A 13,110-nucleotide genomic window follows, 5' to 3' on the forward strand; every position below is an offset into this window, starting at 1 on the left:
TCCACGTAGGTTATTTGGTGTGTACTAGACATTGGCAGGTCTCCTGGCTTCTCATCAACACGCCTCACAGCCTTCCCAGTTCCCCAGTGGCATATGTGATTTGCTCCGATTTACAGTTGCGGGACAGCGTCGGATTTACACCGACTTCCCTTTTAAGCCAAACTTTCATTTGGCACCAACTCTTACACAATATTCAATTATGTTTCTTACTATAACATACATTTTTCTGAAAAGTATAACTTTTGTGAAGATATGTATATTATTTCGGTACATAATTCTTTTAATCATTCTAAATTGTACTGATTGCCGACATAATAATTAAACAATCTATCAAAAGGTATTTCAAGGAATTTGTAGAAATATATAGTTATAACAAGAAATAATGAGGAGGATTACTATGATTGTCGGATTACATCACGTACAATTAACAATTCCAAAAGGTACCGAGAAGCAAGGGAAAGCGTTTTATTGCCATGTGTTAGGGCTCAAAGAAATAGAGAAACCAGAATCCCTTAAAGGGCGTGGTGGATTTTGGTTACGAGTTGGTCATCAAGAAGTACATGTTGGCACAGAAGACGGCTTTGATCGACTAACAACGAAAGCGCATATTGCCTATCAAGTAGAGGATGTAGCATATTGGAAAAAAATATTAACAGAGCATCATATCGAAATCCTTGATTCTGTTCCAATTCCTAATTTTGAGCGCTTTGAATTTAGAGACCCTTTTGGTAATCGAGTAGAAATTATTCAGCCCATTTAAATTTTTAAAAAAAGCAGCCATCGATGGCTGCTTTTTTATTTACAGTTTAAAGTGCTGAACCTCTTTGTTTAAATTCTCTGCCATCGATGCTAAATAATCTGTATTCTTAGAGATTTCATCCATTGTTGCAACTGTTTGATCAATTGTTGCAGTCGTTTGCTCTACACCAGCGGCAGACTGCTCTGATATAGCTGCAATTTCATCGATAGAACGATTGATTTGCACAGTTGTTGTTGAAATGCCCTGCAAGTTTTCTGTTATCCCTTGAATACTACTACCCATACTATTTACAGCAGAGGCAATTTGTTCAAAGGTAGTATTAGTATTCGTAATTTGCTCTGTGCCCCTTTTCACTTCTTCATAGCCCGTTTGAAGTGAAGCTGTTACCCCAACTGTTTCGTTTTGAATGCGTGCTACTATAGATGAAATATCCGTCACTGAATATGATACTTGTTCTGCAAGCTTGCGCACTTCATCGGCCACAACAGCAAAACCTTTGCCTTGCTCCCCTGCACGTGCTGCTTCGATTGCAGCATTCAATGCTAATAAGTTGGTTTGATTGGCAATATCATCAATGACAGAAACTAATTTAGATATTTCCTGTGATTGCCTATTTAAGCCTTCTACTTTTGCAACAGCCTCTTGGACAATTTTATCAATAGTAAACATTTGCTGTGTTGAGTCATTCATTAAATGTTGGCCACTTGCAGTAAGTTGCAACACTTCACTCGAATAGCCTTGTAAATCTATGCCTTGTTCATTGGCTTGCTGGACATTTATTTTAAATGTGTCAATCATCTGCGCTAAATCCCCTGCATTTTGTGCTTGTGATTCAGAGCCACCCGCTAGTTCAAGCATTGTTAATGCAATTTGTTCTGCACCCGTTTTCACTTCTAAAGAAGATTGTGCAAGTTGTTCACTGTTGGCAGCAACATTGCCTGAAACAACATTTATAGAACCAATAATTTCATGAAGCTTACTATTCAATGTATTTGTCGATTGCACGAGTAAGCCGATTTCATCCTTCATTCTTCCAGGCAAAGAGGGCTGACTAATATCTCCGTCTGCCATTTGCGATATTTTTTCAATTACTGCTTTTATCGGATTAGCAATCATAAACGCCGATATGTAAGCGATTACAATCGCAACTACAGTTGTGAGTACTCCTATCATTAAACCGACATTCATTGTTTGCTTCGATTGAGCGATCATTTCCTGCCCAAGCTTATTAATAGATGCTTCTCTTGCACTTGCAAGGTCCTCGTATCCTTCTCTAATTTCCACTTCGAGACGATCAACAGAATTAAGGTTTTGAACAGCCAATTCTATATTTCCTTTATCATATTCATCAAATACTTTCGTTTGTACAAAGCTTCTCCATTTTCTTGCTTTTTCAACTGTTTCCGTTAAGCTTTTATCTGTCGACAATTCATTTAATATTGTATTATTTTCTTCTGCAATTTTTATATAATCATCAAATTCCTGTTTATATTTTTGATTTCCTGTTAGGACGTAGCTTTTAGCAGCAGTTGTTCGAACACTAATTGTCGATGATAACTTTTCACTTGCTGTTAACAACTGTAATTCTTTATTAACAATTTCTTCTCCAGCAGCAATAACACGTTTATTGGCGAAAAAGCTATAGGTGTTAAAACAGGCGATGAAAAATACAAAAATGAAAAATGCACTTAAAATTTTAGCTCTAATTGTTTTGAACCTCAGTTTTTGCAACATACCATTTTCCCCTTTCGTTCGTGAAATTATATAAATTACTACTATTGAACAACTAATTTCGCCAATATTTGCGGGCAATGCTTCAATCTATTTCTACCTAAATATAACATATATTACCTTTAATACCCATAACTCGAACTATGTATTTCACACTTAATGATCAACAAAAAAATTCCTATAATACGTGCTTTTATAAGTACTCTTTGACTAATAAAGTTATTTTTATATCATTCCTTACCCTTATTTTGATTTCTCTATTAGCACATTGCCTAGCATTGTTTCTATATGTAACAATGCATAGTTGCTAGGGTTTTTGTATGCACTATTTATCAAACTGAAACATTTGTAATGAAACTGTAAATTCAAGCGATAAAGCCTTATACATCAAGGTTTTTACATAAAGCGATGCTCCCTGTGGAAACATTTACCTCGCAGAACCCTTACTTTTTCATGCTACGATTATTGCAACAGCAAGCAAACAGATATGAATTTACTGCTCGCTTACAGGAGGTAAAAACAGCATGAAAAAACAATTCTTAAAAACTACACTAGCATTATCGATTGGATTTAGCTCATTCGGAATCGTTCAAGCATCCATTGAACCAATCAAAGTTGAGGCTGCAACGACAAATGCACAACATAATGACAAAGCTGTCGCAGCGAAGGCTGAGCAACTTATTCAAACAGGAAAAAGTTTAATTGGTAAGGCTACATATAGTAATTCAGTTTACAAGTCTACATATCCTTACAAGTTTTCTTGTGCTTCATTTATTATGTATATTTTTGAACAGAATGGAGTAGATATTGGGACTTATAATGAAAATTATATGATCCAGCAAGGGACATTTGTTCCTAAAAGCCAATTGCAAAAAGGCGACTTAGTATTCTTTAAAAGTAAAAAAACGGGCACAGATCCCGATCATGTAGGCATGTACATTGGAAATAACAAAATTATTCATATGGCTGATTCCAAGCAAAATATTGTCATTTCGGATATGAGTAGTAAGCCTTATTATACTGATAACTACGTTTCTGCACGAAGAGTATTGCCTACATTACTATCAGCTAACCCTGCAACGAAAGGCGATACAGTTGTTGAAAATGCATTAACTTATAAAAATAAAGTAACAATAAGCTCATTAAATAAAGAGCAAAGCTTACATTTTACAGCCCCTGGTTTCGTAGAATATGTCTATCGTAAGAGCGGTGTAAAACTTGGCACAACAACCTTAAAAGAACAAATGGCTAAAGGAACTACGGTATCACGTGCCAATTTAAAAAAGGGCGACTTAGTGTTCTTTAATAGTGTGAAAGGGTCAAAAAACCCTTCCCTTGTAGGTATCTATGCTGGAGATCAGCGTATCATCATTCCAACTTCAAGTGGTGTTACTACTAGAGTACTCTTTGTTGATTACTATAAAGAGCATTATTTAACAGCAAAACGTGTATTTTAAGTAAATCAGCTGCTATTTGACAGCATGACGTGTTATCTTAACGCTATAAAATGAATAAAACATAGCATACAAGCAGTGTCATTACCACGCTTCGTATGCTATGTTTTTGATATAATCAGCGGAACCTTACATTATCGTAAAGTGGATTTTATCTATGCACATACAGGATTCTTTCGCATAAAGGTAGCTCCTGATGAGTGTTCCAAGGATTGCCTTACAAAAGGCTATTTTTCCTTTAATTGATTAGCGAATTCAATCATGGATCTACTAGACATAGGACCCTTTATTAATACAATTGTATCTTTATCAAGTTTTGGTTTAAGTATTTCTAGTATACCTGTGACATCTTTAAATATATGAACCTCCGCAGTTGTTCCATCTTTTTTTGCTTGAGCTGCTATATCTTCAGCTCTTTTTCCAATCGTAATAAGCATTTGAATATCTCTCTGTGCCACCATAGAACCAATCTCACGATGATACTTTTCTTCGAAAAGACCCAATCGCTTTATATCACCTAATATAAGGATTATTTTTTTATCTTTTCCTATCGTATCTAAAACCTTTAAAGCAGCTTCAACCGATGTTGGATTATTCGTCCATGTATCATCTATAATGGTACTTTCACCGATACCAGTTGAAAATTCCAGGTGCCTTGCCATCGGTTTAAATGTTTTTAAACGCGAGATTGCAGTTTGGATAGACACTCCCATTTCCTTTATAGCTGCGATAGCCGCTAGCGCATTATACACTTGATGTTCTCCGTAACCAGGTACAAAGATAGTATACTTTTCATTAGATACTTGCAGGATAAATTTCATGCCGTTGTTCGTAAATTCAATGTTAGACGCTTTGTAATCTGCATGTTGCTGAACGCCAATAGTGATAATTTTCCCTTTAAACTTATGCAAGGGTACTTTTTTTGTGTTTTCATCATCAACATTGATGATTAACGTGCCATCCTCTGACAACCCTTCTAAAATTTCAGATTTTGCTTTTATATAGCCCTCAAGATTTTTACAGCCATCTAAATGATGCACACCAATATTTGTAATAATTCCAATTGTCGGTTTGTAGATCATACATTGATGTTTAATGTTACCTGTATTCCCTAGACCTAGCTCAAATACAGCTGCTTTCGTTGTTTTATCGATGCCCGTTAAATAGGGTAAAGATTGGCGAGGCTCATTTTTGCTACTAACTGATGCCTGCACATTCCAATCTTTACTTGCAATATGCTTTATCATTTCTTTTGTTGTTGTTTTCCCACATGTTCCGGTTAATGCGACAACTGGTATTTCAAAAAGGCCTCTATAGTATTCAATAAACTTCCAGTATGCCTGCAAAGTACTTTTTACTTGAATAACGGTTGTATTATCGAGTGCGTTTTTAAGTTCACTTAAAGGTTTATCTGAAATGACGAGGGATGGCCCCTTATGATCGATTTCCTTCCAATTAATAGATTCACTTTTATTGATGAACATTAGTGTATTTTTCTGTGTCAAATCATGGCGGTTATAATAAATAGCATGTTTGACAAACCATTGCTCAGAACCGCTTACTAAAACCCCTTGTAGTAACTTTTTAATCACAGTTACACTTATATTTTGCACGTTAACTCCGTCCCCCCTCTCATTATAGTATGAAAAATGATAGCTAGAAGTTTGGGTAAAGGAGCGTATCCTTCCCTATTTCTAGCAACGACTATTATTTGTTGGAATATTTTATGTTTTATTCAGAGCGCTCCTTTCTAGTAGATTACTATACAATATTATTTAATGACCTCATGTGACACAGTATTTATCCTGTTGTCATTGCATCCATCATTACTTTGTATCTCTAAATGATTTTTTTATTTTTAAATCTGCTGCCAAATTGGAAATTTGTTTACTATACATATCTCCTTTTATCAGAACGATTGTATTTTCATCTACTATTTCATGTAATAAATTATAGACGAGTATACTATTTTTAAAAGTATACACAGGGTTTCTAAACCCTAGTTTCACTGCCTGATCAGCCATAATTCGGGCATGCTCTCCTATTGTGATTAGTACATCTACACCAATGCGATTGATTAACTCTCCTGCTTGCTCATGGATGACATAACCCCACGACCCTAAATCGGTGATCGTTCCAATAACGGCTATTTTTTTCCTGCCCTCTCCTATTGAATTTAAGACCTTTAAAGCTGCTTCTAATGAAGTCGTTGTTAAACTCCAAGTATCGTCTATTAACAGTGAATTATTAATGCCTTCAAAAAGTTGTAGCTGCTTTTTCATTTTCTTGAATGACGCTAATTGTTTAATTGCTAAAGCAATCGGTACATTTAATTCATTAATAGCAGCAATCGCGGCTAATGCATTATATACTTGATGCTCTCCAAATCCAGGGACAAAAACGTCATATTTTTTCATATTGTGATGCATTGTAAACTGCATGCCGTTTTCAACATATTGAATATGACTTGCTTTAAAATCACATGATGCATGCTGCCCGATTTTAATAATATCTCCCTTGAATTTCGACAAATCGATTTTTTTAATATTAGCATCTTCCGCATTGAGAATTAATGACCCTGCTGGATTCACAATTTCAACCATTTCACCTTTTGCCTGTATATAACCATCTAACGTTTTACAATAGTTTAAATGGTGTGCTCCAATATTGGTAATAATGCCGATAGTCGGCTTGAAATACTTCCCTGCATTCCTTACATCTCCAGGTGATCCAACCGCTGTTTCAAAAACAGCAACTTCTGTTTCATCATCGATGCTAAGTAAATATTGCAATGAAGCTGTTCTAGAATTACTACTTAAAGTAGTTGCAGCAACTTCTTTTTCGGCAGAAAGAATATGCTTAATCATCTCCTTCGTTGTAGTTTTCCCAGAGGTACCGGTAATTGCAATAACAGGGATTTCAAATTGACTACGATAATAATGTACAAACTTCCAGTATGCCTCATCTGCATTCTCTACTTGAATGATGATTATGTTTTGAGGTATTTCATGCTGACTATACAAACGATCTGTTACAAGTACTAGTGGGGAAAGCGACGCTAGACTTTTCCAGTTGATAATGCGTTTGTTTGTAAAAAGTGCAGTATACGGTTTTTTAACTTGTTTTAGTCGATATGCGCCATACTGGATCAGCACCTCATCCGACCCTTGCAACAATTTACCTGCAGTAATCGCTGTTAAATTCTTCACCGATAGAGGCTTCATATCAATTCACACTCCTTTCATTTCTATTATATGAATGGACACAAAAGTTGCTTGGATGTAAACATGATACATAACTAGAAGAAAACTATTTCACAGCATATATATAAAATGTATATTAATAATCCAAGTGCCAACTGAAGGAGTGATTATACTGAAGGCAATTATATTTATAGGTACAAACAAATCTGGATCTAGTCGTGAAGCGATAAAAGCAGCAGAAAAGTTGGGTTACTTTACGGTACTCTTCACAAACAATACAAAACAATTACAACAGAGAAAAGCCTATCCAGACATTCATAAAATGGTTCTTATCGACACCTCCAATATAGAAGATATGATAGAAGAAATTCACAATTTGTTTGATACCGGATTAGAGATAAAATCAATTGTTAGTTTTGTAGACCCATTTGTTCATATTGCCTCTATTTTATGTGATGAATTTTGTCAAAACTATACGTCATCATCTGCTATTGAAATGATGGAGGATAAAGAAAAAACAAGGAATATCTTAAAGGATCAACCTTATTCCCCTAAGTTTGTTCTAAAAAAACCACACGAATCATTTACAAATAATATGGTATTCCCACTAATCATTAAATCACCTAAATCAACAGGCTCTAAAGACGTACTGTTTGCAACAAATAAAGACCAACTCGATACACATCTCACATTTCTCCAAAACAAAAATCCTGGGGAAACTATCATGATTGAAGAATATATTGATGGCCCTCAATATCTAGTTGAAGCTCTGGTTTATAAGAGCCAAGTTCATACGATTGGCATTATTGAACAAGAGATTACACAAGGAAAGCGATTTATTATTACAGGCTATGGTGTACTTGCAGAAGTACCTCCCCATATTCAAAAAGGAATTGAAGAGGTGCTCCATTCTATCGTTGATGTATTTGATATTGAAAATGGAACATTGCATTTAGAACTTCGTTTAACAGATAACGGTTGGAAGCTCATTGAAATTAATCCTAGAATTTCAGGGGGCGCTATGAATAACATGCTACATGCTGCATTCGGATTTAGTTATGTGGAAGAAACACTTAAGTTATTTTTAGGTGAACAACCTAATGTAAACCCACGTCATAATAAGTTCATTTTCACAAAATATGTGATTGTAGAAAGTAAAGGTGTGTTAGAAAGAGTAATTGGAAGAACAAGGGCTTCAAAATCAACAGGTGTTGTAGATGTCTATGTAAAACCTAGAAAAGGAACAATTTTAACCCCTCCATTATCTATGGGGCATCGCTATGCCTACGTCATTGCTGAGGGCAAATCGTTAGCTCAAGCTAAAAATAATGCCATAACAGCCGCTAAGGAAATCAAATTTCTAATAAAAGCCTTATAAATGTTCCAATACACTTGTTAGGATTACAAATTAAGTAGATTTTGCGGATGTGGCTTCTTCCTGCTACATCCGCTCTAAAATTACACATCCAAGGACAGCATTCAATTAGTACATAGCATTTCAAATACAGCACAAACATAAACAACCCGAGTAGTTGACCTATCAATTTGGCAACTGCTCGGGTTATGTTATTTATGCTTTAAATGTTTTGTCTAAAAATTTAACCGTTTCAAACATATTAGTTTTACTTGCGCCTTTCACGAGAATCGTGTCATCAGGCTTAATAAGTTCCTCCAGCAAGGCATGCAAATGATCTTTGTTCGTGTAATGATATATGTTCTCTTGTTTCATCCCTTTAGCTTTTGCTGCTGCACCAATTTCTTCGGTTCTGAACCCATAAGTAATTAATAGATCAATACTTTGGTCAGCAATATATTCACCCAATTTACGATATTCTTCTTCTCTTAAATCTCCTAGTTCCCGCATCTGACCAATAATTGCAATCCGCCTCTTCTTGCCGACATTTGTCAGTACTTCAAGAGCAGCCCTTACACCTTGAGGATGGGAATGCACAGTGTCATCTATAACCGTTATATTATCACGACAGTTATAGACAGTCAGCCTTCTTGGCGGTTTTTTGAAATGTAAACCAGCTTTTATTTCCTGCGGCGTAAACCCTAAATAATCGGCAACTGCGATTGCATTTAGCGCATTATATACATGATGTTCTCCTAATATTGGAATAAACAATTGGATTTCCTGCCCTTGGAGTTTCATTTTAAAGGACATGCCATTTTCTTTATATTGAATATCGTAAGCTCGATAGTCTGCTTCCGTCTTCACTCCAGTTGTCAGTATCTTCCCTTTAAATTGATCAGTCAATAAATATTTCGAGTTTTCATCATCTTTATTTAAGATAAGTAACCCTTGTTGGTCCATACCTTGAATCAATTCCGATTTAGCTTTTGCAACTAGTCTCACATCACCATCAAAGTTACCCACATGTGCAAGACCAATATTCGTTACGATACTAATATTCGGTTGAATAATGCTACAGTGATTCGTAATAATCCCTGGATAGGCCATTCCGTATTCAAGAACGACGGCTTGGTGGGATTCATTAATTTCTTCAGCATGTTTTTTAGTATGCTCCGTCGTATTCCAATAATCTTTCGATTCGAATACATTCCATTTTTTTGATAATATAGACCCTAAAAATGCCTTCGATGTTGTCTTCCCTGCACTACCAGTAATTGCAATAATCGGTTTATCGGTTTTTGCATCTATATAATTTGGCTTTGGCTCTACCAGCTGAGGCTTTGACTCTACAACCTGAGGCTTTGGCTCTACTGGTTTAGGTTTAGAATCTACGAGTTTTGGTTTTTGTTTAACCCTCGCTTTTTTTGCAGGTTGGTGGTTTTCTGCTAAGTATTTTGCATAGCGAATTGAATGAATCACGACATCTAATTCTAAATAAAATGCGGGTGGACAGCCTGGACGCCAGTTTACTTCATAGACCCAAATTCTTTGTTGCGCATCTAGCCCAACATCAATCCCAATTTCATCAATGACTTCTCCAAACTTCGTCATCTGAATATCATCTAAATGGCGTGCCAAAGATAATGAAAAATGCTCTAACATTCGTCGTATATTATAAGCTTCTTCCTGAAATTCCTGCTCCAAAAATGGATCTAAATAATTTGTATATCCTCCGTTATTTATATTTGGAATAATCGAGCCATGTGGCGCTATTCGTGGATAAACTGTCGTCACTACCCATTTTCCCTCACCATTTTTTTGCACATGTAGACGAAAGTCATATACTTGACCCGATTTCATTTTTGATTGAATATAAGGTTGCATAATAAATGTTCCCGTAGCAAGTAGTTCATTTACTAATGCGTTTAGCTGGGGTTTTGAATACATACGGTTATCGCTATTTTGCCGTACCTCGAAAGTATCCCCTATTTTTATAATGAAATAAATTCCTTTACCTTTCCGACCATCAATCGGTTTAAATACTATTTTTTTATGATGGGCAATATAACTATGAAATACATCGATGTTTTTTACTATTTCTGTAGGAATAATATATTTATCAAATTCTTTGGCTTCTTTTAATCGCTCCATGACATTCCATTTATTCCCAATGGAATGTGTAGTAAACGGTATTTCCTTTTTCAATCTCTCTATAATATCTTTTGACACCGATAATTTTTCTGGACTTCCAGCATTATAAATGACATCTGGAAAGGGCATCACTCTTTCATGCCATTGCCCATCTTCTAATACCTTCCCATCGATAGTACGGTTGTCAAAGTTTACCTTTCTAGGTGTAAAGTAAAAAAAATCTACCCCTTCTGCTTTTGCAACTGCTGCATATGCATATGACTTGAGAACAGTTTTAGGATCTAGACGATGATGCAACATCCCTATAATTGTCATGCGTTAATCTTCCTTTCTATAGATTCTTTCTATTAAATTCAGATTACGCAGCTTGCATATGGACAGATGCTCTAGTTTTTCAATTATTTTAGTAGTTTTACCATTGAACGTTTCTTACCACTTAGGCTCAATGATGAATTTCTTTTTTAATAAATCAGGATTTAATAGCTGTATAGCTGAAATACTTCCTAATTCAATAGACTTTTCTGTAGTTGTTCTTTCTAGTCTTACAACATCAGCAATTGAGTTCGTTTCATTGCCTTCATAATCATAACCACGTAACAGTGAAATGGTTCCTCGGCAACGCTCCTTATCAATTTCTTCTATACGGAAATACTCTGTTTCAAATTGTTTGACAGTATCTATTAATCGTAAATGTGCTCCATTGTGCGTTATTAAAAAAAAGGGAATGGTATCACTACCAACTATTTTCACAAGAAGCTGACCATAATATTTCGAATGAAAATCTGTGATTATATCCTGAAGTGCTTTTATATCGAATAGCGCTTCACTTACAAAGTGGTTTCTTCCTTTTTCAACACCCAATTTCCCCAGCCCCTTCCTATTCCATTTTCGCAATGTATCATTACTCGAACAGTAGCAAAAATTTTATTTGTCCTTTCTCGTTATAATATGTACGTTATCGAAATATGACGACATAATTTATAAGGTGACACTAAAAAATAACGGCATTTTACATAAAAAAAAGAATGCTAGGAGTTTACCTAGCATCCTTCACACTATTGAGATGAAATTTCCACGAAGTATTGCATTAATGCCGCAGTTCAGTGCGGGTTTTCCGCGATGCTTTATTTCCGCGGTTCGCTACGGGTTTTCCGCGAAACTAATGTGCAGGATGTTGATTCCCTTGATTGAGCAGTATTACACCACCGATGATTAATGAAATGCCCAATGCTGTATAGAGATTAAAAATATCTCCCCAAATGACAATGCCTAGAACGACTGTTAGAGCTGTCCCAACCCCTGACCAAATTGCGTAGGCTAAACTTAAAGGTAAAGTTTTTAAACATAAAGACAAGCAGTAAAAAGAAATGCCATAACCAAATGCAACTGCGATTGATGGACCAAGTACTGTAAATCCTTCAGATAGCTTGAGCATTGTTGTCGCAAACACTTCACAGACAATAGATATCGTTAAATATATATATCCTTTCATTTTCAAATCCCCCTAATGGCTTCCGCCGGCGAGGTTTAAAATTACCACACCGATTATAATCAATAAAATGCCCGCAAGCTTTTTGACATTAAAATACTCTTTATAAAAAACAACGCCAACAACAGCCGTTAACGCTGTGCCTAATCCCGCCCATATTGCGTAGGCAGTGCCAATCGGTAAAGATTGCAATGTTAATGATAAAAAATAAAAGGCAGCCCCATACCCTATGGCAACGCCTAGCGAAGGTAATAACCGCTTAAATCCTGCAGTTAGTTTTAACATTGAACTGGCGAAAACCTCCGAAACTATTGCAATGAATAAAAAACCTAATGCACTCATGTTTTATCGCCCTTTCTCGTCATTTGCAATAATTGATCAAATACAGTTTCAGTTACTTGCTTAGATACTGGTGCAATATTTAATAACTTGGAATAATACAAACCATCAATCGTTAAGCGAATCATATGAACGATTGATGAATCAAGGCCATCGTGTAAAAGACTTTCGAGTAATTGCTCATAGGCAATGGAAATCGAATTATCATCATTATAGAGAATTTGAATGGCGATATTAATCCAAGCTCCGTCTTCATAATCTTTTTGTGAAGCTAAGATGAACCCCCTTGTTCTTTTACCAGTACCATGCTCCAGCTTAGTTAGTGCTTCAAAAGAGTCGACAAATTCAGTCATAATGGTTTGTGCAATAGCCGAATAAAGCTCATCCTTGGATTTGAAATGATACAGAAGACCACCCTTACTGATATTTGCCTTTTGGGCAATTTTGTCCAACGTTAAAGTATGTAAATCATGTTCATGTAAATATTGAATCGCCGTTTGGATAATATGGGTACGTTTTAAATCTGCCTTCGATGACATCGTATCCTCCTTAAAAACTTCTAATAAAACCGTCTGGACGGTCTTTTTTTATTATATAATGTCAAATAAAGTATCGTCAACAAATGA

11 protein-coding genes and 1 riboswitch are annotated in these 13,110 nt (G+C 35.7%); of the genes, 3 read left to right on the top strand and 8 right to left on the bottom strand.

Annotated elements, in window-relative coordinates; genetic code table 11:
* Positions 1 to 16: 16 nt before the first annotated feature.
* A riboswitch (cobalamin riboswitch) is annotated at positions 17 to 195 on the bottom strand.
* Positions 196 to 397: 202 nt separating this feature from the next.
* Positions 398 to 760, top strand: a complete 363-nt coding sequence (locus ACIP9C_RS00505; RefSeq protein ID WP_401007606.1) for a VOC family protein — start codon at positions 398 to 400, stop codon at positions 758 to 760.
* Between the two features lie 39 nt (positions 761 to 799).
* On the opposite strand, the gene ACIP9C_RS00510 is transcribed toward ACIP9C_RS00505, so the two are convergent.
* The gene (locus ACIP9C_RS00510; RefSeq protein WP_401007608.1) at positions 800 to 2,494 is read right to left on the bottom strand and encodes a methyl-accepting chemotaxis protein; all 1,695 of its coding nucleotides are present in this window, start codon (positions 2,492 to 2,494) and stop codon (positions 800 to 802) included.
* A gap of 521 nt (positions 2,495 to 3,015) precedes the next feature.
* Here ACIP9C_RS00510 and ACIP9C_RS00515 point away from each other — a divergent pair.
* Complete coding sequence (locus ACIP9C_RS00515) at positions 3,016 to 3,948, top strand: C40 family peptidase (RefSeq protein WP_401007609.1); 933 nt, start codon at positions 3,016 to 3,018, stop codon at positions 3,946 to 3,948.
* Between the two features lie 224 nt (positions 3,949 to 4,172).
* Here ACIP9C_RS00515 and ACIP9C_RS00520 read toward each other — a convergent pair whose 3' ends face one another.
* Together ACIP9C_RS00520 and ACIP9C_RS00525 are read right to left on the bottom strand one after the other, a co-directional pair.
* Positions 4,173 to 5,558 (bottom strand): UDP-N-acetylmuramoyl-tripeptide--D-alanyl-D-alanine ligase, encoded by a 1,386-nt coding sequence (locus tag ACIP9C_RS00520; protein WP_401007611.1) that lies wholly within the window; start codon positions 5,556 to 5,558, stop codon positions 4,173 to 4,175.
* A gap of 213 nt (positions 5,559 to 5,771) precedes the next feature.
* Positions 5,772 to 7,169 carry a Mur ligase family protein gene (locus tag ACIP9C_RS00525; RefSeq protein ID WP_401007614.1) on the bottom strand — a complete coding sequence of 466 codons (1,398 nt, stop codon included), beginning with the start codon at positions 7,167 to 7,169 and terminating at the stop codon, positions 5,772 to 5,774.
* A gap of 151 nt (positions 7,170 to 7,320) precedes the next feature.
* Here ACIP9C_RS00525 and ACIP9C_RS00530 point away from each other — a divergent pair, with 151 nt between their 5' ends.
* Positions 7,321 to 8,526 carry an ATP-grasp domain-containing protein gene (locus ACIP9C_RS00530; RefSeq protein WP_401009157.1) on the top strand — a complete coding sequence of 402 codons (1,206 nt, stop codon included), beginning with the start codon at positions 7,321 to 7,323 and terminating at the stop codon, positions 8,524 to 8,526.
* A gap of 192 nt (positions 8,527 to 8,718) precedes the next feature.
* Here the strand turns inward: ACIP9C_RS00530 and ACIP9C_RS00535 are convergent, their stop codons facing one another.
* The 5 genes from ACIP9C_RS00535 to ACIP9C_RS00555 all read right to left on the bottom strand — a co-directional run bounded on the left by ACIP9C_RS00535 (position 8,719) and on the right by ACIP9C_RS00555 (position 13,023).
* A complete protein-coding gene (locus ACIP9C_RS00535) occupies positions 8,719 to 10,971 on the bottom strand; it encodes a YheC/YheD family protein (RefSeq protein WP_401007615.1) in 2,253 nt (750 codons plus the stop codon).
* Between the two features lie 114 nt (positions 10,972 to 11,085).
* Positions 11,086 to 11,517, bottom strand: coding sequence for a hypothetical protein (locus ACIP9C_RS00540; protein WP_401007617.1), 432 nt, complete (start codon positions 11,515 to 11,517; stop codon positions 11,086 to 11,088).
* Between the two features lie 298 nt (positions 11,518 to 11,815).
* The gene (locus ACIP9C_RS00545) at positions 11,816 to 12,148 is read right to left on the bottom strand and encodes a DMT family transporter (protein WP_401007619.1); all 333 of its coding nucleotides are present in this window, start codon (positions 12,146 to 12,148) and stop codon (positions 11,816 to 11,818) included.
* Between the two features lie 12 nt (positions 12,149 to 12,160).
* Positions 12,161 to 12,487, bottom strand: a complete 327-nt coding sequence (locus tag ACIP9C_RS00550) for a DMT family transporter (RefSeq protein ID WP_401007622.1) — start codon at positions 12,485 to 12,487, stop codon at positions 12,161 to 12,163.
* A complete protein-coding gene (locus tag ACIP9C_RS00555) occupies positions 12,484 to 13,023 on the bottom strand; it encodes a TetR/AcrR family transcriptional regulator (protein WP_401007624.1) in 540 nt (179 codons plus the stop codon). Before ACIP9C_RS00555 ends, ACIP9C_RS00550 begins: the two co-directional genes overlap by 4 nt.
* Positions 13,024 to 13,110: the final 87 nt, after the last annotated feature.

The organism is Lysinibacillus sp. NPDC093210 (assembly GCF_044753985.1).
Lineage (GTDB): Bacteria > Bacillota > Bacilli > Bacillales_A > Planococcaceae > Lysinibacillus.

Excerpts from the sequence above, each read along its gene's own strand:
- ACIP9C_RS00545 (WP_401007619.1), bottom strand. The coding sequence starts at position 12,148 with ATGAAAGGATATATATATTTAACGATATCTATTGTCTGTGAAGTGTTT.
- ACIP9C_RS00505 (WP_401007606.1), top strand. The coding sequence starts at position 398 with ATGATTGTCGGATTACATCACGTACAATTAACAATTCCAAAAGGTACC.
- ACIP9C_RS00550 (WP_401007622.1), bottom strand. The coding sequence starts at position 12,487 with ATGAGTGCATTAGGTTTTTTATTCATTGCAATAGTTTCGGAGGTTTTC.
- ACIP9C_RS00510 (WP_401007608.1), bottom strand. The coding sequence starts at position 2,494 with ATGTTGCAAAAACTGAGGTTCAAAACAATTAGAGCTAAAATTTTAAGT.
- ACIP9C_RS00535 (WP_401007615.1), bottom strand. The coding sequence starts at position 10,971 with ATGACAATTATAGGGATGTTGCATCATCGTCTAGATCCTAAAACTGTT.
- ACIP9C_RS00555 (WP_401007624.1), bottom strand. The coding sequence starts at position 13,023 with ATGTCATCGAAGGCAGATTTAAAACGTACCCATATTATCCAAACGGCG.
- ACIP9C_RS00515 (WP_401007609.1), top strand. The coding sequence starts at position 3,016 with ATGAAAAAACAATTCTTAAAAACTACACTAGCATTATCGATTGGATTT.
- ACIP9C_RS00525 (WP_401007614.1), bottom strand. The coding sequence starts at position 7,169 with ATGAAGCCTCTATCGGTGAAGAATTTAACAGCGATTACTGCAGGTAAA.